Consider the following 20617-nt stretch of genomic DNA (forward strand, 5'->3'; position numbering starts at 1 on the left):
CGGGAGGTTCAGGCCGTCTTCTGCGCCGGCGTCGGCGCGTCGGCATCCACCCATTCGGTCCCGTCGAGCTCCGGCTTTTCGTAGGCGATTAGCGCTTCCCAATGGTAGTCGACATCCCGAATGAAGAGCGAAGCCGCGACCCCGCGCGCCAGCCACAGAGCGCCCTCGCTGATGGCGGGGATGTCGCCGCTGACCTTGCCGACGCTGACGGAGGCGCCGTAGTTGAAGCAATGGATGTCCTTCAGCCAGGGGGCTGTTCCCGGCTCCTTCTCGGTGAAGGAGAAGTCTCCGCTCAGCCAGGGGAAGCGCCCGAGCCCGGGGTTCTCTTCGCCCGGTGGCGGCGCGTAGCGGTCATCCCAGCAGGCGATCTGGTCCTGATAGGGGGCAAGCTCGCTGCGGCTCAGCGGATCGATCGAGAACCCAGTGCCGAGGATGACGAAGTCGGTGCGGAAGATGCGGCCGTTCGTCGTGGTGATAACGACCTCGCTGCCCTCTTCCCTCATCGACCGGATGCCGCAGTCGAAATGGAAGTAGGCGTTCGGGTGCCGGCTGACGCGCAGCGTCGAATTGTGTGGTGCCGGCGTCTGCTGCTTGGCCGCATAGTCCATCAGCCGCCAACGCCATTCCGGCGAGATCTCGGCAAAGCCTGCGGTCACACCATAAGAGCCGATGCCCATCAGCTTGTTGACCGTCGGCATTTCCTTGCGGCGGGCGAGAAGCCGCACCTCCCCTGCCCCTTGCTCCAACGCCTCGGCGGCATTGTCGACCGCCGAAGCACCGACACCGATGACGACGACGCGCTTGCCCTTCAGGCGATCGAAGTCGATCTCGTCGGCCGAGTGCGCCCAGGACTTGTGCCGCTCCATGCCCTTGACGAAATCCGGAATGGTCGGCTCGCCGAGCCCATCGCGGCCCGTCGCCATCACCAGCTTGCGGGTGATGATCGACGGTTTTGCACCGCCGGCGATTTCAAGTTCCAGCAGTCCATCGGGGCGCGGCACGACGCGGGTGACATGCGTGTCGTTTTCGACCGGAATGTCCATGACATCGCGATACCAGCGCAGGTAATCCATCCACATAAGCCGCGGGATGCGAAAGAGCTCCTCCCATTCCGCTTCACCATGAAGCGCTGTGAACCAGGCGCGGAAGCTGAGTGACGCAACGCCCAGTGCCGGGCCGAGAAGGATCTTCGGCGAGCGCAGCGTCTCCATGCGTGCATAGGTGACCCAAGGGCCCTCGAAACCCTTCGGAGCGCGGTCGACGATGCGCAGATTGGCAATGCCGGCACGCGTCAAGGCATGCCAGGCAACGAGCCCGCACATGCCGCCGCCGATCACGACCACATCGCTGACGTCATCGCCCGCCGCAGTCGTCACCGGCTTCGACCAGTTGGCCGGCGGATAGTTGAGGTAGCTCAGGTCCTGCCTTACCCGCGCATTGAGCGCGGCAAGCCGTTGCTGCTTTTGACTGTCGGTCATCCCCGATCTCCCTTCACTTCGCCAAAAGGACGGCATCGCGGTCGCGCCACCCCACCCAGACGTCGTCCCCTTCGATATGCGAAAGCGCCACCGGATCGATCTGCGCCTCGAGCGTGCTACCGTTGTCGAGCTTGACGGTCAGCGACGTGTGAGCCCCCTTGAAGACGCGCTGATCGATGCGCCCTTTGAGCGACGGCCGGTCTTCCGGCTTGCGCGACAGGCAGAAAACCGCCTCCGGTCGCAGCGCCACGGTGGCATGGTCTCCCGGTATCGGCGAGGTGCCGTTCACATCCGCATGCACGATGTTGCCGCGCCACTCGACGGCAGCGATCTCGCCGGAGACCGAAGCAACCGTGCCTTCGAGGAAATTGCTCTGGCCGATGAAGTTCGCAACGAAGCGGCTGCGTGGCCGGGCGTAGAGCTCGTCCGGTCCTCCCATCTGCTCGATCCTGCCCTTGTTCATCACGACGATGACGTCGGACATGGTGAGCGCTTCCTCCTGGTCGTGGGTGACGAAGATGAAGGTCTTGCCGGTCTTCTTTTGGATCGACTTCAGCTCGATCTGCATCTGCTGGCGCAGCTTCGCGTCGAGCGCCGACAGCGGCTCGTCGAGCAGAAGCACGTTCGGATCCGGAGCCAGCGCCCGCATCAGCGCCACGCGCTGGCGCTGTCCGCCGGAAAGCTGTGCCGGCATGCGTTCGGCGTGATCCTGAAGGGAGACGAGGGCGAGGAGATCGCTGACCCGTCTGTGGATCGCGGCGCTCTCCATGCCCTTCAATTCCAGGCCGAAGGCGATGTTGCGGCCGACCGTCAAATGCGGAAAGAGCGCGTAGTCCTGGAAGACGATGTTGACGTTGCGCTTGTTCGGCGGCAGGTGCGAGATCGGCTTGCCCTCGAGGTAGATTTCCCCCGACGTCGGGCTGTCGAAGCCACCGAGCATGCGCAGCGTCGTCGACTTGCCGCAGCCGGATGGGCCAAGCAGCGTGACGAACTGGCCGGGCGCGATCGCAAGATCGAGATCATCGACGGCGGTCAGCGCCCCATAGGACTTGTTGACGTTCTTGAAATGGACGACAGGCTGCATTTGCGTCAGCTCCTCGATCGGCGGGTGAAATGCTCGGCATAAAGGCCGATGGCGGTGGTGACGACGAGCACGATGGTCGCCATGGCGTTGATTTCCGGCGACATACCACCTTGCACCTTGGCGAAGATCAGCATGGGCAGGGTCGGCTGGTAGCCGCCGAGGAAGAAGGTGCGGACGAAGTCGTCGATGCTGGTCAACACGCAGAAGATCATGCCGCCGAAGAGCGCCGGCATCAGATAGGGGATGGTGACGCGCAGGAAGGCGATGAAGGGATCGGCGCCGAGATCGCGCGCCGCATCCACCAGATTGGCCGGCATCGACCGCAGCCGGGTCAGAACCATGATGACGACGAAGGGCACGGCATGAACCGTATGCGCAAGGATGATCGCGAAGGTTCCGGTCGGAATGTCGACGGCGCGGATGAAGATGCGCATCGAGATCGCGTTGATCAGCCCCGGCACCACGGCCGGAAGACAGGCGAGCGCGAAGATCACTGCCTTGCCCCAGATGTTTTCCGCCGAAACGAGAAGTGCGATCCAGACGCCGATGATCGTCGCCGAAACGGTGGTCGCGAGCGCAATGCCGATCGAATAGAGCGAGGCTTCGAGGAACTGCTTGTCCTGGATCACCTTGCCGTACCAGGACAGCGTCCAGTTGCCGATCGGGAAGGCGATAAAGTTCGCGTCCTTGAAGCTCATCGCCGTCATCAGCGCCAGCGGCAGGACCAGATAGACGGCAAAGATCCAGTAGGAAGCACCGAGCGCGGTTTTCGGAAGGTCGTTGAAATAGGTTCGCATCGTTCGCCCTCACATCAGCCGGACGGAGCGACCGCCGACGACCCGCATGAAGAGCCCGACGGTCGTCAAGGACACGACAAGCATGATCATCGAGAAGGCAGCACCTTCCGGCCATTTGTCGTTTGAGCCGTGAAACAGCGTCGCGATAACTTCAGGGAAAATCACTGAATTCGGGCCGCCAAGCAGCAGCGGCGCAGCGAAGACACCGACAGCCGTCAGGTAGACGAGGCTGCAGCCCGAGACGATGCCGTCCTTCGATAGCGGCAGGATGACCCGGCGAAACCGCTGCCACGGCCCAGCCCCAAGATCGGCTGCCGCCTGGATCAGCGGCGTCGGGATCTTCTCGATCGCCGAATAGAGCGGCAGGAGCATGTAGAGCGCCAACAGATAGATGACGCCGAAGCTCAGCGAAAAGAAGGTGTAGAGCATCGGGATCGGCCGGTCGATGAAGCCGAATTCCCGCAAGAGCACGTTCAGCGCCCCGCGGTTGGCGAGCAGCATGATGACCGAGAAGGTGCGGATCAGCTCACCGGCCCAGAAGGGGATGAGCAGCAGCAACAGGGCCCGCATCCGGTTCTTCGGCTGCACAATCTTTGCGACGTAGTAGGCCACGGGATAGACGATCACCAGTGTCGAGATCGTGACCACGGCGGCAAAGATCAGGCTGCGGACAAAGGGCAGGAAATAGAGCCGATCGGAGAAGAACAGCGCGTAGTTGGCCAGCGTGTATTCGCTGCTCTTGTCCGGCTGCGGCGGATAGTTGGCAAGTAGGCTGATATTGGCCATCTGCAGGATCGGCCCGATATGCAACATGGCGATCCAGAAAAGCGGCACGCCTGCCAGCACGGCGAGACGCACGCGCCGGCTTTCGACGAGCAGGCCGATCGTATGGCGATAAAGCCCCGAACGTGCCGCCTTGCCGATCCATCCGGCATAGCGCGGCACCGTCGACAAACCGACGGATGGCGGTTGTGTTGTCGTATCCAGCATTGTCTTTGTTCCCGGCTCTGGAAGAGTCCATTTTATGACGGGCGACCGGCCTCAGCCGATCGCCCGGATTTTGATAGGTCAGGCCGACTTGATCTCGGCCGTTGCCTTGTCGATCATCTCGTTCTTCATGTCGCGGTTGACGGAGCTGAAGAACTGGATGCGTTCGACCTGCTCGGGCGGCAGCGACAGCGCGGCACGCTCCTTCTCGTCCAGCACCTTGTCGACGCCGTCGAAGGCCGACGAGAAGCCGGACTGGCGGGTCATCGCAGCACCAATCTCCGGCGAGGACAGGATGGCGTCGAGGAAGGTGTAGGCCGCGTCCGCGTTCGGCGCGTTGTTGACGATGTTGAAGGAGTAGAGGAAGCCGAATGTCCCTTCCTTCGGCACCGAAATCTCGATCGGATGGCCGTCCATGATGAGCTTGGCGGCCGGACCGGACCAGGCCTGCGCCAGGTAGATGTCCTCGTTGACCAACATCTGCTGCAGCTCGGAGCCGGCATCGTAGTACTTGCGCACCTTGTCCTTGTGCTGGATGAGGAAATCGCGGGCCTGGTTCGTTGCGGCCTGTGCGACTTCGGGCTTGTCGCCGTAGGTCACATAGTCGCCGTCGTTGCCCTGGTAGCGCATGACGATCGAGAGGAAGTCGCTGACGATATAGGACGTCAGGTTCTTGTTCTCGTCATCGAACATGATCGCCCAGCTGTCGGAAGCCTTGGCGTATTCGGTGTTGCGCACCAGGCCCTCGAAGCCGGCAAGCAGCGGCACGCCGAAGGTCTTGCCGTCGACGGTCAGTTGCGGCGCGCCCTTGTAGGCGGCGGCGAGCTTGCCCCAGTTCTTCAGGCGCGCGGTGTCGAGCGACGAGAGCAGATTCGATTTCATGAACTGCGACAGGCGGTGGCCGGTCACGGTGACGATGTCGGTGGAAGGTGCAGCCCCTTCGGCGGTCAAAAGGTTGTACTGCTTTCCCTGGTCGTCGGTCAGCCGGATTCGCACCTCGATGCCGGTATCCTTCTGGAACTGGTCGATGAAGGACTGCGGTACGAACTTGTCATAGGTCGTGATGTTGACGACCTTGCTCTGGGCGAAGGCCGGGCGGATGATCGAAGGTGCTGCGAGCACGCCGGCCCCGGCTGCCAACAGCTTCATTGCCGATCGGCGGGTGACATCAAAATTGTTCATCTCGTTCTCCTCATTTTGGCAGGCTCAATTCTCGTGTGGGCGTTCAGAGCTTTTTGCTCCCCTTTATTTCGCCGCCGGGTTGTCCGGCGGCGCACCATTACCGGCGTTCCTGCCGGCAAAGCTCCTTTCGGCGATACGCGCCATCTGCTTGGGATCATGCACTGTCAGATCCGGCATCCGCTCCGAAGCGATCCGCGCTATCCGTTGAATGAGGTCCCGGACGCCGGCCGAGAGCGGGCGCGACCCGGCCGACAGGATCGCCCACAGAAAGGGGATCTCGACATCGAGAGGCCGAACGACGATGGGTGCCGATTGCAGACCGTAGGCGGTCGCCGGCTCGATGATCGCCACGCCAAGGCCGAGCGATGCGACCTGCACGGCGTTATTGGCCGCGTTGGTCGCGATGATGCGGCTGGGCCGCACGCCGGCCGCGTTGAGCACTTCATCGACGCTATGGCGCAGCCGAAACGGATTGGACATGGTGACCAGCGTGCGCCCGGCCAGATCGGCGATCGAGATCACGTCTTTCGCAGCCAGCGGATCGTGCGGCGCAACCGCGGCGACGCAGCGCCCTTCGAAAAAACCCTGAACGTCCAGGCCGGGCTGATCGGCCGGCAGTGACGTCACGCAGAAATCCGCCGTGCGCGCAAACACCGACTGCACGGCGGCCTCGGCCGGCATGCTGCGCAAATTGATCGTGTGGGGCAGCAGATGCTCCGGCAGCGCGGCAAGTGCGATCGGGATGATGCCGCTGGCAAAGGCCGGCGTTGCGGCGATCTCGATCGGCTCGGGTTCCTTGCCGGCGATTGCCTTGGCGCGATTGCGCAGGTGCCCGATGCCGCTGACAAAACGCTCCGCATCTTCGTGGAAGGCAATGCCCTTGTCGGTCGGCGCGATCCTCGGGCCATTCCGCTCGAACAGCGCAAAACCGAGCGACGTCTCCAGGTCCTGGATCAGGCGCGTCACCTGCGACTGCGAGCGGTCGAGCAGGCGGGCGGCACCGGTGATGCTGCCCGTCGACATAACGGCGAGAAAGGCCTCGAGATCGCGTACTTCCATCGGCTATCATGCGCTCCCTGCATGGTTGACGATCAATAGTGCATAAAACGCATTCTTAGTTCTAGTGACAAAAGACAATTTTCTCGGGTGGGCTCGACCGGGCCGGATCAGGCCCGCTCTTGCGGCCTTACCAGTCCATGACGACCTTTCCGGAATTGCCGGAGCGCATGGCTTGAAAGCCGTCGCGGAACTCGTCGATCTTGATGCGGTGGGTGATGACGGGGGCAAGGTCGAGCCCGCCCTGCACGAAGGCGATCATCTTGTACCAGGTCTCGAACATCTCGCGGCCATAGATGCCCTTGAGGTTGAGCATCTTGAAGATCACCTTGTTCCAGTCGATCTCGAAGCCGGCCGGTGCGATGCCGAGGATGGCGATCTTGCCGCCATTGTTCATCTTGTCGATCATGTCGCGGAAGGCAGGGGCCGCGCCGGACATTTCCAGCCCGACGTCAAAACCTTCGGTCATGCCGATCGCCTTCATCACGTCGGCAAGGTTTTCCTTCGAGGCATCGACGACATGGTCGATGCCGACGCTTTTCGCGAGCGCCAGCCGCGTCGGGTTGATGTCGGTGATCACCACCTTGCGCGCGCCCGAACGCTTGGCGACCAGCGCCCCCATGATGCCGATCGGCCCTGCGCCGGTCACAAGCACGTCCTCGCCGACGAGATCGAAGGAGAGTGCTGTGTGCACCGCATTGCCGAACGGATCGAAGATCGCCGCGATCTCGTCGGGCACATCCTCCGGGATCGGCACGACGTTATACTCCGGCAGGCAGACGAACTCGCCGAACGAGCCCGGCCGGTTGACGCCGACGCCGAGCGTGTTGCGGCACAGATGCCCGCGGCCGGCCCGGCAGTTGCGGCACTTGCCGCAGACGATATGGCCCTCGCCCGAGACGCGCTCGCCGACATGGTACTTGGTGACGGCCGATCCGACCTCGGCGATCTCGCCCATGAACTCGTGACCAACGACCATCGGCACCGGAATGGTTTTTTGCGCCCACTGGTCCCAGTTCCAGATGTGCACGTCGGTACCGCAGATCGCCGATTTCTTCACCTTGATCAGCACGTCGTTCGGGCCGATCTCCGGCACCGGCACGCGCTCCATCCAGAGGCCCTCTTCCGGCTTCGACTTCACCAGCGCCTTCATCATGTTCGTCATCAGTCCCTCCCTCAGATCACGCCGAGGTCGCGGCCGACCTCTTCGAAGGCGGCGATTGCCCGCCGGACGTCCGCTTCACTATGCGCTGCCGACATCTGCGTGCGGATGCGCGCCTGGCCCTTCGGCACCACCGGGAAGGAGAAGCCGATGACATAGACGCCCTTCTTCAGCATGCGCGCCGCCATCTCCTGGGCGAGTGCGGCATCACCGAGCATCACCGGGATGATCGGGTGGCCCTCACCGGCCAGCGTGAAGCCGAGCTTGGACATCTCGGTGCGGAACAGCGCCGCATTGGCATAGAGCCGCTCGCGCAAGGCATCGCCGTTGTCGATCAGGTCGAACACCTTCAGCGAGGCGGCGGCAATGACCGGCGCCAGGGTGTTGGAAAACAGATAAGGGCGCGAGCGCTGCCTGAGCCAGTCGACGACTTCGGCCTTGGCCGAGGTGTAGCCGCCCGAAGCGCCGCCGAGCGCCTTGCCGAGCGTGCCGGTGATGATGTCGATCCGGCCCTCGACGCCACAATGTTCGGCGGAGCCACGGCCATTCTTCCCGACGAAGCCGACCGCATGGCTGTCGTCGACCATGACCATGGCGCCATACTTGTCAGCAAGGTCGCAGACGCCTTTGAGATTGGCGATGATGCCATCCATCGAGAACACGCCGTCCGTGGCGATCAGCTTGAAGCGGCTGCCCTCGGCCTTCTTCAGTTCCTCCTCCAGCGCCGCCATGTCGTTGTTGGCGTAGCGGAAGCGCCTGGCCTTCGACAGCCGCACGCCGTCGATGATCGAGGCGTGGTTGAGCGCATCGGAGATGATCGCGTCTTCTTCGCCGAGCAGCGTCTCGAACAGGCCGCCATTGGCGTCGAAACAGGAGGAATAGAGGATCGTGTCTTCCAGGCCGAGGAAGGACGAAATGCGTGCCTCCAGCTGTTTATGCTCCTCCTGCGTGCCGCAGATGAAGCGCACCGAGGCCATGCCGTAGCCGTAGCGGTCGAGCGCCTGTTTGCCGGCCTCGGCCAGCTCCGTGTTATCGGCAAGGCCGAGATAGTTGTTGGCGCAGAAGTTGAGCACCCGCTCGCCCGAGGCGACCTTGATCTCACCCGCCTGCTTCGAGGTGATCACACGCTCCGACTTGTACAACCCGGCCGTCTTCAGGCCCTCGAGTTCTGAACGGAGATGGGTGAGGAAGCGATCACTCATTCAGACACGTCCCTCGGCTCGATCGACAGCGACGACAGGCGGGAAGCCGGTGCGGCACAGGGCATCGAGACCTTCGAGATCCAGCCGCTCGAGGCCCAGTTCCGGAAGGAGGTCGTTCTCGCCTTCGAAGTCTCGGCCGTACATGGCCGAGAAGATGCGGATACCGGCCTCGTGCAGGTCAGCCGGGCATCCGGCAAGGCGCGCGAGCTGCGCAGTGACGACCAGACCGAAGGGAACATCCTCCGTCACGTAGCGGCTGTCGGCCGTCGCAGGACCCGTGCCGTTATGTCCGGCCTCATGCATTTCCTGGTTCATCTGCGAGATCGTGCTGACCGGCACATGGAACGACAGGTGGAAATGCTGAAAAATGTCGCGCACTTTCAGCTGCAGCTTCTCGGCGACAGCCAGGCGTTCGAGGTCGAGTGTCTCCAGGAGACGACCGATATTGGGGGTGACGTTCTGGGCCTGAACCCAGGTCTCGCCGCGCTCCATGCGCGACATGTTGCCGAGCGCGATCCCGAGGTGGTTTTGCGGATTGAGGTTTGAAAGCGCGATCGCCAGCAGGCTGCCGCGATCGACAAAATGTTCGCCGAAAAGCGCCGTGCAAACCGCATGGCCGCGCGCACTTTCCGATGCCGGAACGGTCGCGAGATCGACCTGCTTGCGGATGGTGTTCACCTGCACCAGCGCAGGGCCGAGCTTCCGGCCGCTGACGATCGTCGTGCCCCAGGCAACGATCGGCAAGGTGATGCCGCGTGCTGCCAGAAGCGACGAGAGATAAAGCGCTCCGAACGAGGTATGCGAGCTGAAGATCACCACTTGACCGGCAGTCAGATGCGGCGCGATTGCGTCCAGCACGAAGCGGTGACCATAGGCCGGCAGCGCGATGAGGATCGCATCGGTATCGTGGACGAGATCTTCCGCACTCTCGGCAACGGCCGGAAGGAAGGTGCCTTCGATGGCACCCTCGGCCGTCAGGCTCTTTCCGTCGGCAAGTGCCACAGTCCCGGTGCCGGACGGCGACCAGAGCGTTGCCTTGTGTCCCAGTTTTTCAAGAAGTGCAGCGGTGCCAAAGGCAATAGAGCCAGCACCTGCGATACCTACGCGCATGTCGTTTTCCACTTTCATTGATATCGGGTAACGGGCGCAGCTGGGGCGCCCGCTGTCGAGGTGTTGCGGCTAAGCCGCGTTTCGGGCGGGGATGAGCGTCGTCGCTTCGGACGACCAGCCGACCCAGATGTCGTCGCGGCTCAAGCCTTCCACCTCGCTTGGATGGACGAGTGCGTTGAGCAGATGCCCCTCCCCGATCTCAACCTTGAGCGATGTGTGGTTGCCCTTGAAAACCCGCTGGCGGATCCGTCCACGGATCCGGTTGGCGACACCCGGTTCCTGCGCCGAGCATTGGATCGCTTCCGGCCGCAGGACGACGTAGATCGCGTCGCCGGCCTTGGGCGAGAGCGCGCCGGCGGACGCCTTGATCGTCATGCCGTTCCACCGCACCGCCGCTTCGCCGGCGTCAGTACCGACGACGTCGGAATGCAACAGATTGGTTTCGCCGAGGAAGGTCGCCACGAAGGCGGAGCCGGGGCGCTTGTAGAGGGTCGCCGGATCGCCCATCTGCTCGATACGGCCATTGTTCATGACCACGATCGTATCCGACATGGTGAGCGCCTCTTCCTGGTCGTGGGTCACGAACATGAAGGTCTTGCCGGTCTGTTCCTGGATCGCCTTGAGCTCGATCTGCATCGTCTGGCGAAGCTTGGCGTCGAGGGCGGAAAGCGGCTCGTCCAGAAGCAGAACGTCCGGATCGGGCGCCAAGGCGCGCATCAGCGCGACACGCTGACGCTGGCCGCCCGACAGCTCGGACGGAAGGCGGCCGGCAAAATCCTGCAGCTGCACGAGTTCCAGAAGCTCCGATACGCGCCGCTGGATCTGGCGGTTGTCGACACCCTTCAGCTCCAGGCCGAAGGCGATGTTCTTCGCGACCGACATGTGCGGGAACAGCGCGTAGTCCTGGAACACGATGTTGACGTTGCGCCGGTTCGGCGGAACCATTGTCACGTCGCGGCCGGAGAGCAAGATGCGGCCCTCGGTCGGCGTTTCAAACCCGCCCAGCATGCGCAGCGTTGTCGACTTGCCGCAGCCGGAGGGGCCGAGCAGGGTGACGAACTTGCCGCGCTCGATGTTGAGATTGAGATTATCGACGGCGACAAAGCTGCCGAAACTCTTGCGGATATTTTCGAACTGAACAACCGGTTGCATCAGCGGATCCTCGAACGACGTGTGAGATATTCTGCGTAGAGCCCGACCACGGCGGTCACGACCAGGACGAGCGTCGCCATGACGTTGATCTCCGGAGACATGCCGGACTGCACCCGGGCGAAGATCAGCATCGGCAGCGTCGGGCGATAGCCGCCGAGGAAGAAGGTGCGGACGAAGTCGTCGCTCGACAGCAGCAGGCAGAAGATCATGCCGCCGAAGATGGCCGGTCCCAGATAGGGAAGCGTGACGCGGAAGAAGGTGACGATGCTGTCGGCACCGAGATCGCGCGCGGCATCGACCAGATTGCCCGGCATCGAGCGCAGCCGCGTCAGCACCATGACCACCACGAAAGGCACGGCGTGGACGACGTGGCCTAGGATGATGGCGACCGTGCCCGTCGGCAGATCGATGGTGGTGATGAAGATGCGCAGCGAAATCGCCGAGATCATGCCCGGCACCACGGCCGGCAGGCAGGCCACCGCAAAGGCCACGTATTGAGCGGCCCCGCGCAGCGACCCGATCAGCATCGCGATCCAGACACCGATCACCGTTGCAATGGCCGTCGTCGCCGCGGCGATCATGATGGTGTAGAGGCAGGCGTCCAGGAACTGCTTGTCCTTTATGACCTTGGCGTACCAGTCGATCGTCAGGTTTCCGAGCGGAAACGAAATGAAGCTCGCGTCCTTGAAGCTGACCGCCACCATCAGCGACAACGGCAGAAACAGGTACAGGACAAACAGCCAGTAGAAGGACTTGAGGGCCAGCCCGGGCCAATCGTGAAACAGGGCGCGCATCAGAATGTCCTTTGCTTCGAGCCGCCGACGACCCGCATGAACAGACCGACTGTGACGAGGGATGCGGCAAGCATGATCATCGCGAAGGCGGCACCGGCCGGCCAACGGCTGCTGGCGCCGTGGAAGAAGCTGCTGATCGTTTCGGAGAACATGCTGGTGGTCGGCCCGCCGAGCAGAATGGGAGCGGCAAACACGCCCATGCAGGTGAGGAAGACCAGCGAGCATCCGGACACGATGCCGTCGCGCGACAGCGGCAGGATGATGCGGCGAAAGCGGCTGAACGGCCCTGCCCCGAGATCGGCTGAGGCATCGAGCAGCGACTTCGGGATCTTCTCGATCGCCGAATAGAGCGGCAGCAGCATGTAAAGGCAGACCATGTAGACGAGGCCGAAGCTGATCGAAAACGAGGTGTAGAGCATCTGGATCGGACGCTCGGTCAGCCCGATTTCCCTGAGCAGCACGTTAACGGCACCGCGATTGGCGAGAAGCATGATGACCGAGAAGATGCGGATGATCTCGCCGGCCCAGAACGGGGCCAAGAGCAGGAGCAGCGCGCGTGACCTGTTGCCGGTCGCAACCACCTTCGCCACGTAATAGGCGACCGGATAGACCACGACCAGAGTGACGGCGGTTGCGATGGAGGCATAGATGAAGCTGCGCAGCAGCGGCATCCAGTAGAGCTTTTCGCTGAAGAAGAGCGCGTAGTTGTCGAACGTGAATTCGGCCTCGACGCCCGGCTGCGGCGGATAGCTGGACAGGAGGCTGATGCGCAGCATCTCGTAGATGGGGCCGATATGCATCATCAGCATCCAGACGACCGGCACGCCGGCCAAAAGCAGGATGCGTCCGTATCGCCACTCGGCAACGGCGCCCAAGGTGTAGCGATAGAGCAGTGAGTTGATCACCCTTGCGACCCCGGTCGAGTATTTCATGTGCGCAGCACGGACGGGGAGACCGCCACCTGCCGTATGTGTTCCCACGGCCATTGAATTATCCCAAAGCTTGTCCGCGACCCGACGGGCGTTGGCAGAACATGCGTCACCGTTCTGACCCCGCCGCCACGGCGAGGTCAGTCAGTCAGTCATCGCAATGCGATTGCTTAGGCCGCTTTCAGTTCGGCGACGGCGCGATCGATGATCTCGTTCTTCATCGAGCGGTTGAGCGAGCTGAAGAAGGTGACGCGCTCGAGCTCGTCCTGCGGCAGGGTCGATGCCAGCCGCTCCCTCTCGTCGAGCAGCTTTTCGACACCCGATATCGTCGAGCTGAAGCCGGAGGTGCGCGTCATCGCCGCCCCGACCTCGGGGTTGGCGAGGATCGCGTCGAACAGCTTGTAGGCGTTCTCGGCGTTCGGCGCGTTGTTGACGATGTTCAGCGTGTAGCAGAAGCCGTAGGTGCCTTCCTTCGGCACGGAGAGCTTGACCGGCACGCCGTCCATGATCAGCTTGGCGGCCGGGCCCGACCAGGCCTGCGCCAGATGGATGTCCTCGTTGATGAACATCTGCTGCACTTCGCTGGCCGCATCGTAGTATTTGCGAACCATGTGCTTGTGCTTGATCAGGTGGTCGCGCGCTTGGCTGGCGGCCTTCTGGGCCTCCTCGACCTTGTCGGTGTAGGTGACGAAGTCGCCGTCATGGCCCAGATACTTCATGGTGATCGACATGAAGTCGCCCGCCATATAGGCGGTCAGGCCTTCGTACTTCTCGTCGAACATGATGCCCCAGCTGTCGGCCTCCGACACGTAGTCGGTGTTGCGCACGAGGCCTTCGTAGCCGGCAAGGATCGGCAATCCCCAAAGGTTGCCCTCGAAGCGCGCCCAGGCGGCGTCCTGATAGGCGGGGTTGAGGTTCGCCCAATTACGCAGCTTTGCCGTATCCAGCGCCTGCACCAGCTTGGAGCCGATGAACTGGCCGTAGCGGTGGCCGGCGACCGTGACGATGTCCGTGGTCGGGTTTGCGCCTTCCGCCGTCAAGAGATTGTACTGCTTGCCCTGGTCGTCGGTCAGGCGGATGCGAACCTCGATGCCTGTGTCCTTCTGGAACTGCTCGATGAAATCCTGCGGCAGGAACTTGTCATAGGTGGTGATGTTGAGAACCGAGCTCTCAGCACGCGCCGACCGGATGAGGTAAGGCGCGGTGAGCACCGTTGCACCGCCTGCCCCCAACAGCTTGAGCGCGTTCCTGCGATTGATCTTCTGCCCGATAATCATTTGTTTCTCCTCTCGCCTCCCAGCGTGACTTGATGGCGCCAGAGCGCGCATACGCGCTTCTGATCCCGTCGCCGATCGCGCAGCCGGATCGATCCAGTTGCAGCCTGCATAAAGATTGGCGCAGCAAATTTGGTCCGTCTAATTGTTTTTGAGCCTGCATCCATTCCAAAAGGTTATAGCCCAGAATTTAAGCCGGCACGGCAAACGGCGATATTTTGCGGGGGTCTTGGTCGGCCGGATTGTCAACCTCCGCGCGCAAAGCTAGGGTATGGGCAAGTTTGCCCCGAATGAAGTTATGAAATGAAGCGCGCACCGAACCTGCGACAAATCGAGGCTCTTAAAGCCGTGATCGAATGCGGCACGGTCAGCCGTGCCGCGGAAGTGCTGCATATCTCGCAACCCGCCGTGAGCAAGCTCCTGGCGCATCTGGAAGAAGATACGGAGCTTGAACTCTTCGACCGCATCAAGGGGCGGCTCATTCCTTCGGAGCATGGCATGCGGCTCTACAAGGAGATCGATCGTGTCTTCGCCGGCATCAAGCAGATCGAGCGCGCCGTCGACCTGATCCGGCGCGAGGAACTGGGGCAGATCTCGGTCGGTGTGATGCCGGCGCTTTCCGGCCTCTTCATCAGCGACACCAACAAGCGCTTTCTTGCGGGGCACGGCGACGCCTACATCTCGGTCGTGATCCGCAGTTCGCAGTTCATCGTCGAGTGGCTGCTTTCCAAGCAGGTCGATATCGGCCTCATCAACCGCAATACGGACAACCCCTACATCGAGTGCGTTCCCTTGCGCGGCGGAGACCTCGTCTGCATTGCGCCGCGCGACCATCGCTTCGCTGCGAAACAGGAGATCGTGCCCGCCGACATCCACGGCGAGCCCTATATCGGCTTTGCCGCGGACAACCGCATCCGGCAGAAGATCGAAAGCACGCTCGATGGCTATGGCACGCGGTTGAACTACATTATGGATGCGACCCTTGCGCCGGCGGTATGCGAAATGGTCGCCAACGGACTGGGGATCGCGATCGTCGATCCGGTGTTCGCCTTTGGCCAGCGCGACCGGCTGACAATCAAGCCGTTTCTCCCCAGCATTGCGTCGGATCTCAGCCTCTGCTGGCTCCGCGAAACGAGAAACCGCCACCTGGTCGACGCCTATGTCGAGGCGACCCGCGCCACGGTGCAGGATATGCGGCTGGCGATGGAGGCGAACTGAGGCCCTTTCGGCGGTGTGTCGGAATTCGCGGCTTTACAAGCCCCGCTCCACAGCCAAGATTGCGGGCCCGACAAAATGGTGAACCATGCCGACCGCTCCCTTCCTTGTTGACGCATTTTCCGAAGCGCACATCCCCGAGATGCTCGACTGGTTTTCAAGCCTGGAGGCGCTGGTGCAATGGGGCGGCCCCGGCCTCTCCTTTCCGCTGCAAGCGGCACAGCTCGAAGCGATGCTCGCCGGAACCAAGGGTGCCGAACCTGAGCGCTTGATGTTTGCAGGCGTCGCCGACGGCAAGCTCGCCGGCCATGCGCAGGTGGCGCTCGACTGGGCAAACGGCGTCGGCCGCCTCGCCCGGGTTGCCATCAATCCACGCATGCGCGGCCAGGGCCTCGCCCAGCCTTTCCTCAGCGAAGTCACCCGCCGCTTTTTCGCCGACCCCGCCTTCGAGCGGCTGGAGCTCAACGTCTACACGTTCAACGAGGCGGCGATCCGCACCTACCGAAGCCTCGGCTTTTACGAGGAAGGCGTCAGACGCTCCTCCGCCAAGGTCGGAGATGCCAGGTGGGACACAGCGATTTATGGCATGCTTAGAGGCGAATGGGCCGACCGCACCGCCGCCGCTCAGTAAGGCAAGCCGACATAGTTCTCCGCCAGCGCCGTTTCTGCCGCCACCGAATGGGTGAGGTAGTCGAGTTCGGCTTCCTGGATGCGCTGGTCGAAATCGCCGGTATCCGGAAAACGGTGCAGCATCGTCGTCATCCACCAGGAGAAGCGCACCGCCTTCCACACGCGCGCCAGCGCCCGCGCCGAATAGGCGTCGATGCCGGCATTCGAGCGATCCTGGTAGTGTTCGCGCAGCCCCTCGAAGAGATAATGCACGTCGCTGGCGGCAAGGTTCAGACCCTTCGCGCCGGTTGGCGGCACGATATGGGCGGCATCGCCGACCAGGAACAGCCGGCCGAAACGCATCGGCTCGGCAACGAAAGAGCGCAGCGGCGCGATTGATTTTTCAAAGGACGGTCCCGTTACCATTGCTTCGGCATGATGCGACGGCAGCCGCCGGCGAAGTTCGTCCCAGAAGCGCGTGTCGGACCAATCCTCGATCTTTTCGCTCACCGCGCACTGGATGTAGTAGCGGCTGCGCGTCGTCGAACGCATCGAGCAAAGCGCGAAACCGCGCGGATGGTTGGCATAGATCAGTTCGTGGTCGACCGGCGGCACGTCGGCGAGAATGCCGAGCCAACCGAAGGGATAGACCTTCTCGAAGGTCTTGAGCGCCTTTTCCGGTACCGACTTGCGGCTGATCCCGTGAAAGCCGTCGCAGCCGGCGATGAAGTCGCAGTCGATGCGCTGCGCCGTGCCATCCTTCTCGAAGGTCACATAGGGCAGATGACCGTCGAAATCATGCGGTTGGACATTGGCCGCCTCGTAGATCGTGACAGCCCCTGAGCGCTCGCGATGCTCCATCAAGTCGCGCGTCAGCTCCGTCTGGCCATAAACCATGACGCGCTTGCCCCCGGTCAGTTGCCTGAGATCGATGCGGTGATCGCGGCCATCGAAGGCGAGCGAGAAGCCGTCATGCGGCAGGCCCTCCTGATGCATGCGCGCCCCGGCTTGAGCGCGATCCATCAGGCCGACCGTGCCTTCCTCCAGCACGCCGGCGCGCACGCGCCCGAGGATGTAGTCCTTGCTGACACGGTCGACAATGACATTGTCGATGCCCGCTTCCGTCAGCAACTGCCCGAGCAAAAGCCCTGACGGGCCCGACCCGATGATGACGACCTTGGTGCGCATGCTCTCCTCCGGAATTGCTCTTTGTCAGAATTGTCTTTTGGCAAAATCTGCGCCGGGCCGGCTTCGCTCTCAATGGACAAATCCGCCATGAAATTGCACAAATCGAACATGGCTTCAGGATGTGCGGTATGAAGAAGACGGTTCCGACCTACGAACTCTACGGCGAAAAGACCGGAGAACGGCCGGATTTCTGGCTGCATTGCGAGACTATTCCGTCACGAAGCAGCCTCTACCACTGGGAGATCGGGCTGCACCGGCACGAGAGCTTCTTTCAGATCTTGTACATTGCCGGCGGCTCCGGCGATGCGGTCTTTGGCAATGCGGTCAACATGATCGAACCGCCGATGGTCATTACCGTTCCGCCGGCGCTCAGCCACGGCTTCCGCTTCTCGCGCGACACTGACGGCTTCGTCTTCACCATCCTTGCTTCGCACTTGAAGACAACGCCCGGCGAGCGCAGCCGCCTTGGCGCCTGGCTCGCCGTCCCGCACCTGATCCGGCTCGACGGCCGCGAAGATGCTGCCTACATCGCAGCAACCCTCACACGTCTTGCCAGGGAATGGGAAACCAGCCGCGGCAACCGCGCCGATCTTCTGGACGCCTACCTGACCGCCGCGCTGACGCTGACGGCCCGTCTCGACGAGACGAGCGACGACCGGGATGATAGCAGCCAGAGTGAAAACGAGCGGCGGGTCCAGCGCTTCCAGGCGCTTTTGCAGCAGCACCTCCGCTCGCATTGGCCGGCCGCCGCCTATGCCCGCGAACTCGGCCTGTCGCAAACCCATCTCAACCGGATCACGCGCGCCGTTGCCGGCCTCAGCGCGCACGAGATGATTTCGCGAAAGCTCGTCGGCGAAGCAAAGCGCGAGCTCGTTTTCACCCGCGCCAACGTCCAGGAAATCAGCTTCCGCCTCGGCTTCGCAGACCCCGCGTATTTCTCCCGCTTTTTCCTGCGCCAGACGGGCGTGACGCCCCGCGCCTGGCGGCTTGCGGAACGAGACAGGCTCGGTGCGTAGGAAGGCGGGGTCAGGGCGCCGCGGTCCAGTCCTCGACTCGCAAGCCGGGCACACGATCGAACTCCCGCCGGTTGTTGGTCACGAGGATCAAGCCTTGAGACCGTGCATGACCCGCGATCAACTGATCGTAAGGCCCTATCGGCGTGCCACTGCGGGCGAGTTCGGCGCGCAACTGTCCGGTATGGCTGGCTGCCGCCTGATCGTAGTTGAGAACCTCAAGACGCGCGGCAAACCCCTCTATGACCGATAGGTTACGCTCGGGCATTGCGGATCTTTCCGCGCCGTAGATCAACTCCATCAGGCTGACCGAGCTGATGCACAGTTGGCCGTGATGCCTGTTGAACGCCTCACGAACCTGCTGCGGCCGGTTCTTGACCGTGTAGATGCAGATATTGGTGTCGAGCATGTATTTCAACATCAGAGTGGCTCGCGTTCCTGGGCCTCCGGCTGCTCTCTCTGCACCATGAAATCGGCTGTGACGAGCTCGCCGTCGAACCAACTGTCCCAGGCCTCGCCTGCGGGTGTAATGATGCGCGTTCGCCCCACCGCGACGATATCGACGCGTTTGACGTCCTCCGGAAGCGCTACGGCCCTCGGCAGCCGGATCGCCTGACTACGATTGGTGAGAAAAACTGCGCCCTGTTCCGACATTGTCGCCTCCGGGATATACCTTGAATATATCCAAGATGGTTTCAGCCACAGGATATGTCAATGGGATATACGCGACCTTTCGCGGCTGCCGATCGCAGTTCTGCGAGGCCGCTTTGTCACGTTCGGTGCCACTGCATCCCCACCTCGACGATCCAAAAAGCTTTTTGCAACGACTCAAAACGGGAGCAGAATCAAGATCGGGTCCGAGGGGGATCCGGAGGAAATACGGAGGAAGACATGGCAGTACGCGATCCGTCGCCCTCGTTGTACAACGAGGATCTGGCACCGGCCGAGGAGCGCCGGTGGGGCGCTTTCAGCATCTTCAATGTGTGGACATCCGACGTGCATAGCCTGTGGGGATACTACCTCGCAGCAAGCCTGTTCCTGCTCTGCGGCAGCTTCATAAACTTCGTCATCGCGATCGGCATCGGCTCGCTGGTGATCTTCTTCCTGATGAGCCTTGTCGGCAATGCGGGCGTACGCACCGGCGTGCCCTTCCCCGTTCTCGCCCGCGCCTCCTTCGGTACCTTCGGCGCCAACGTTCCGGCGCTGGTGCGCGCCGTCGTCGCCTGTTTCTGGTACGGCGCCCAGACAGCGGCTGCCTCCGGCGCGATCGTGGCGCTTCTCATTCGCAACGAAAGCATGCTGGCCTTCCATCAAAACAGCCACATGCTCGGCCACTCGACGCTTGAGGTCATCTGCTACGTCGTCGTCTGGTCGCTGCAATTGCTTATCATCCAGCGCGGCATGGAGACCGTTCGCAAATTCCAGGATTGGGCAGGCCCGGCCGTCTGGATCATGATGCTGATCCTTGCCGTCTACCTGATCGTCAAATCAGGGACGTTCTCGTTCGGTTCGGAAATCCCGCGCGACGTGCTCGTCGAAAAGACCAAGGACGCAGGCGTTCCGTGGGAGCCCGGCAGCTTCCCGGCGCTGGCCGCGGTCGCCGCCACCTGGATCACCTACTTCGCAGCGCTCTATCTGAACTTCTGCGACTTCTCGCGCTATGCAACCGACGTGAAGACGCTACGCAAGGGCAATCTCTGGGGCCTGCCGATCAACCTGCTCGCCTTCTGCCTGGTCGCCGGCGTGACGACGACCGCCGCCTTTGCCGTCTATGGCGAAGTGCTGCTGCATCCGGACCAGATTTCGGCGAAATTCGACAGCTGGTTCCTGGCGCTGCTTGCAGCCCTTACCTTCGCCGTCGCGACGCTCGGCATCAACGTGGTGGCGAACTTCGTGTCGCCGGCCTTCGACTTTGCCAACGTCTTTCCGCGGCAGATCAACTTCAAGCGCGGCGGCTACATTGCGGCGCTGATTGCGCTCATCCTCTATCCGTTCGCCCCTTGGGAAACGGGGGCTGCGCATTTCGTCAACTTCATCGGCTCGACGATGGGGCCGATCTTCGGGGTGATGATGGTGGATTATTATTTGATCCGCCGCGGCCAGCTGAATGTCGAAGCACTCTATCACGAGGAGGGCGAGTTCCGCTTCCAGGGCGGCTGGCACGGCAGCGCCTTTATCGCCTTTGCCATCGGCGCGCTGTTCTCCTCGATCCTGCCGACCTTCACCAACATCCTGCCCGCCTGGTGGGGAATCTATGGCTGGTTCTTCGGCGTCGCCATCGGCGGGGCGATCTACTACGTCTTAAGGATCGGCGCACGCAAGCCGGCCTTTGCGGCCTAGTTATTGCGCAGCATGCCCGGTTCAACACCGGGCATGCTGTCGCAT

Annotated in this window: 20 protein-coding genes; 4 read left to right on the plus strand and 16 right to left on the minus strand. The window is 62.4% G+C overall.

The genetic code is table 11. The annotated features are described in order from the left end of the window. Positions 1 to 8: 8 nt before the first annotated feature. The 13 genes from IB277_RS24380 to IB277_RS24440 form a co-directional block, all read right to left on the minus strand. Positions 9 to 1478, minus strand: a complete 1470-nt coding sequence (locus IB277_RS24380; RefSeq protein WP_192371979.1) for an NAD(P)-binding domain-containing protein — start codon at positions 1476 to 1478, stop codon at positions 9 to 11. 13 nt (positions 1479 to 1491) lie between these two features. Continuing rightward, positions 1492 to 2562: an ABC transporter ATP-binding protein gene (locus tag IB277_RS24385; RefSeq protein WP_034801840.1), complete on the minus strand. Its 1071-nt coding sequence runs from the start codon at positions 2560 to 2562 to the stop codon at positions 1492 to 1494. Between the two features lie 5 nt (positions 2563 to 2567). Further along, positions 2568 to 3359 (minus strand): ABC transporter permease, encoded by a 792-nt coding sequence (locus IB277_RS24390; RefSeq protein ID WP_060584577.1) that lies wholly within the window; start codon positions 3357 to 3359, stop codon positions 2568 to 2570. A gap of 9 nt (positions 3360 to 3368) precedes the next feature. Beyond that, positions 3369 to 4349 carry an ABC transporter permease gene (locus IB277_RS24395; protein ID WP_060529775.1) on the minus strand — a complete coding sequence of 327 codons (981 nt, stop codon included), beginning with the start codon at positions 4347 to 4349 and terminating at the stop codon, positions 3369 to 3371. Between the two features lie 78 nt (positions 4350 to 4427). Continuing rightward, positions 4428 to 5528, minus strand: coding sequence for an extracellular solute-binding protein (locus IB277_RS24400; RefSeq protein ID WP_060584579.1), 1101 nt, complete (start codon positions 5526 to 5528; stop codon positions 4428 to 4430). Between the two features lie 63 nt (positions 5529 to 5591). Next, positions 5592 to 6587, minus strand: coding sequence for a LysR family transcriptional regulator (locus IB277_RS24405; RefSeq protein WP_192371980.1), 996 nt, complete (start codon positions 6585 to 6587; stop codon positions 5592 to 5594). 127 nt (positions 6588 to 6714) lie between these two features. Continuing rightward, on the minus strand, positions 6715 to 7749 hold the full coding sequence (gene tdh / locus IB277_RS24410; RefSeq protein WP_060611193.1) for an L-threonine 3-dehydrogenase: 1035 nt from the start codon (positions 7747 to 7749) through the stop codon (positions 6715 to 6717). 11 nt (positions 7750 to 7760) lie between these two features. Then, positions 7761 to 8948: a glycine C-acetyltransferase gene (locus IB277_RS24415; RefSeq protein ID WP_192371981.1), complete on the minus strand. Its 1188-nt coding sequence runs from the start codon at positions 8946 to 8948 to the stop codon at positions 7761 to 7763. Continuing rightward, positions 8949 to 10058 (minus strand): NAD/NADP-dependent octopine/nopaline dehydrogenase family protein, encoded by a 1110-nt coding sequence (locus IB277_RS24420; protein WP_192371982.1) that lies wholly within the window; start codon positions 10056 to 10058, stop codon positions 8949 to 8951. A 69-nt stretch (positions 10059 to 10127) separates the two neighbouring features. Continuing rightward, positions 10128 to 11210 carry an ABC transporter ATP-binding protein gene (locus IB277_RS24425; protein WP_060580985.1) on the minus strand — a complete coding sequence of 361 codons (1083 nt, stop codon included), beginning with the start codon at positions 11208 to 11210 and terminating at the stop codon, positions 10128 to 10130. Next, complete coding sequence (locus tag IB277_RS24430; protein WP_034805885.1) at positions 11210 to 12004, minus strand: ABC transporter permease; 795 nt, start codon at positions 12002 to 12004, stop codon at positions 11210 to 11212. Before IB277_RS24430 ends, IB277_RS24425 begins: the two co-directional genes overlap by 1 nt. Then, positions 12004 to 12990, minus strand: coding sequence for an ABC transporter permease (locus IB277_RS24435; protein ID WP_060601618.1), 987 nt, complete (start codon positions 12988 to 12990; stop codon positions 12004 to 12006). The genes IB277_RS24430 and IB277_RS24435 overlap by 1 nt, the downstream gene beginning before the upstream one ends. A 113-nt stretch (positions 12991 to 13103) precedes the next feature. Next, positions 13104 to 14210, minus strand: a complete 1107-nt coding sequence (locus IB277_RS24440) for an extracellular solute-binding protein (protein WP_060522058.1) — start codon at positions 14208 to 14210, stop codon at positions 13104 to 13106. 300 nt (positions 14211 to 14510) lie between these two features. Here IB277_RS24440 and IB277_RS24445 point away from each other — a divergent pair, with 300 nt between their 5' ends. Both IB277_RS24445 and IB277_RS24450 read left to right on the plus strand, forming a co-directional pair. Further along, the gene (locus tag IB277_RS24445; protein ID WP_192371983.1) at positions 14511 to 15425 is read left to right on the plus strand and encodes a LysR substrate-binding domain-containing protein; all 915 of its coding nucleotides are present in this window, start codon (positions 14511 to 14513) and stop codon (positions 15423 to 15425) included. An 85-nt stretch (positions 15426 to 15510) separates the two neighbouring features. After that, positions 15511 to 16053, plus strand: a complete 543-nt coding sequence (locus IB277_RS24450; RefSeq protein ID WP_192371984.1) for a GNAT family N-acetyltransferase — start codon at positions 15511 to 15513, stop codon at positions 16051 to 16053. On the opposite strand, the gene pobA is transcribed toward IB277_RS24450, so the two are convergent. Further along, positions 16047 to 17219, minus strand: coding sequence for a 4-hydroxybenzoate 3-monooxygenase (gene pobA / locus IB277_RS24455; protein WP_060580988.1), 1173 nt, complete (start codon positions 17217 to 17219; stop codon positions 16047 to 16049). The genes IB277_RS24450 and pobA overlap by 7 nt on opposite strands. 128 nt (positions 17220 to 17347) lie before the next feature. On the opposite strand from pobA, the gene IB277_RS24460 reads away from it, so the two are divergent. After that, entirely contained in the window at positions 17348 to 18235 is an 888-nt protein-coding gene (locus IB277_RS24460; RefSeq protein WP_060580989.1) for a helix-turn-helix domain-containing protein, read from the plus strand. A 10-nt stretch (positions 18236 to 18245) separates the two neighbouring features. Here IB277_RS24460 and vapC read toward each other — a convergent pair whose 3' ends face one another. Both vapC and vapB read right to left on the minus strand, forming a co-directional pair. Beyond that, on the minus strand, positions 18246 to 18653 hold the full coding sequence (gene vapC, locus IB277_RS24465; protein WP_060530470.1) for a tRNA(fMet)-specific endonuclease VapC: 408 nt from the start codon (positions 18651 to 18653) through the stop codon (positions 18246 to 18248). Beyond that, on the minus strand, positions 18653 to 18886 hold the full coding sequence (gene vapB, locus IB277_RS24470) for a type II toxin-antitoxin system VapB family antitoxin (protein ID WP_034805861.1): 234 nt from the start codon (positions 18884 to 18886) through the stop codon (positions 18653 to 18655). Before vapB ends, vapC begins: the two co-directional genes overlap by 1 nt. Positions 18887 to 19123: 237 nt before the next feature. Between vapB and IB277_RS24475 the strand changes: the two genes are divergently transcribed. Continuing rightward, on the plus strand, positions 19124 to 20572 hold the full coding sequence (locus IB277_RS24475) for an NCS1 family nucleobase:cation symporter-1 (RefSeq protein WP_060530469.1): 1449 nt from the start codon (positions 19124 to 19126) through the stop codon (positions 20570 to 20572). Positions 20573 to 20617: the final 45 nt, after the last annotated feature.

Origin of the sequence: Ensifer sp. ENS07, assembly GCF_014852185.1 — a bacterium.
GTDB classification, from domain to species: Bacteria; Pseudomonadota; Alphaproteobacteria; order Rhizobiales; family Rhizobiaceae; genus Ensifer; species Ensifer adhaerens.

What these genes read in the sequence shown, in the direction of transcription:
- IB277_RS24380 (WP_192371979.1), bottom strand. Translation starts at nt 1,478, where the DNA reads ATGACCGACAGTCAAAAGCAGCAACGGCTTGCCGCGCTCAATGCGCGG.
- IB277_RS24385 (WP_034801840.1), bottom strand. Translation starts at nt 2,562, where the DNA reads ATGCAGCCTGTCGTCCATTTCAAGAACGTCAACAAGTCCTATGGGGCG.
- IB277_RS24390 (WP_060584577.1), bottom strand. Translation starts at nt 3,359, where the DNA reads ATGCGAACCTATTTCAACGACCTTCCGAAAACCGCGCTCGGTGCTTCC.
- IB277_RS24395 (WP_060529775.1), bottom strand. Translation starts at nt 4,349, where the DNA reads ATGCTGGATACGACAACACAACCGCCATCCGTCGGTTTGTCGACGGTG.
- IB277_RS24400 (WP_060584579.1), bottom strand. Translation starts at nt 5,528, where the DNA reads ATGAACAATTTTGATGTCACCCGCCGATCGGCAATGAAGCTGTTGGCA.
- IB277_RS24405 (WP_192371980.1), bottom strand. Translation starts at nt 6,587, where the DNA reads ATGGAAGTACGCGATCTCGAGGCCTTTCTCGCCGTTATGTCGACGGGC.
- tdh (WP_060611193.1), bottom strand. Translation starts at nt 7,749, where the DNA reads ATGACGAACATGATGAAGGCGCTGGTGAAGTCGAAGCCGGAAGAGGGC.
- IB277_RS24415 (WP_192371981.1), bottom strand. Translation starts at nt 8,948, where the DNA reads ATGAGTGATCGCTTCCTCACCCATCTCCGTTCAGAACTCGAGGGCCTG.
- IB277_RS24420 (WP_192371982.1), bottom strand. Translation starts at nt 10,058, where the DNA reads ATGCGCGTAGGTATCGCAGGTGCTGGCTCTATTGCCTTTGGCACCGCT.
- IB277_RS24425 (WP_060580985.1), bottom strand. Translation starts at nt 11,210, where the DNA reads ATGCAACCGGTTGTTCAGTTCGAAAATATCCGCAAGAGTTTCGGCAGC.
- IB277_RS24430 (WP_034805885.1), bottom strand. Translation starts at nt 12,004, where the DNA reads ATGCGCGCCCTGTTTCACGATTGGCCCGGGCTGGCCCTCAAGTCCTTC.
- IB277_RS24435 (WP_060601618.1), bottom strand. Translation starts at nt 12,990, where the DNA reads ATGGCCGTGGGAACACATACGGCAGGTGGCGGTCTCCCCGTCCGTGCT.
- IB277_RS24440 (WP_060522058.1), bottom strand. Translation starts at nt 14,210, where the DNA reads ATGATTATCGGGCAGAAGATCAATCGCAGGAACGCGCTCAAGCTGTTG.
- IB277_RS24445 (WP_192371983.1), top strand. Translation starts at nt 14,511, where the DNA reads ATGAAGCGCGCACCGAACCTGCGACAAATCGAGGCTCTTAAAGCCGTG.
- IB277_RS24450 (WP_192371984.1), top strand. Translation starts at nt 15,511, where the DNA reads ATGCCGACCGCTCCCTTCCTTGTTGACGCATTTTCCGAAGCGCACATC.
- pobA (WP_060580988.1), bottom strand. Translation starts at nt 17,219, where the DNA reads ATGCGCACCAAGGTCGTCATCATCGGGTCGGGCCCGTCAGGGCTTTTG.
- IB277_RS24460 (WP_060580989.1), top strand. Translation starts at nt 17,348, where the DNA reads ATGAAGAAGACGGTTCCGACCTACGAACTCTACGGCGAAAAGACCGGA.
- vapC (WP_060530470.1), bottom strand. Translation starts at nt 18,653, where the DNA reads ATGTTGAAATACATGCTCGACACCAATATCTGCATCTACACGGTCAAG.
- vapB (WP_034805861.1), bottom strand. Translation starts at nt 18,886, where the DNA reads ATGTCGGAACAGGGCGCAGTTTTTCTCACCAATCGTAGTCAGGCGATC.
- IB277_RS24475 (WP_060530469.1), top strand. Translation starts at nt 19,124, where the DNA reads ATGGCAGTACGCGATCCGTCGCCCTCGTTGTACAACGAGGATCTGGCA.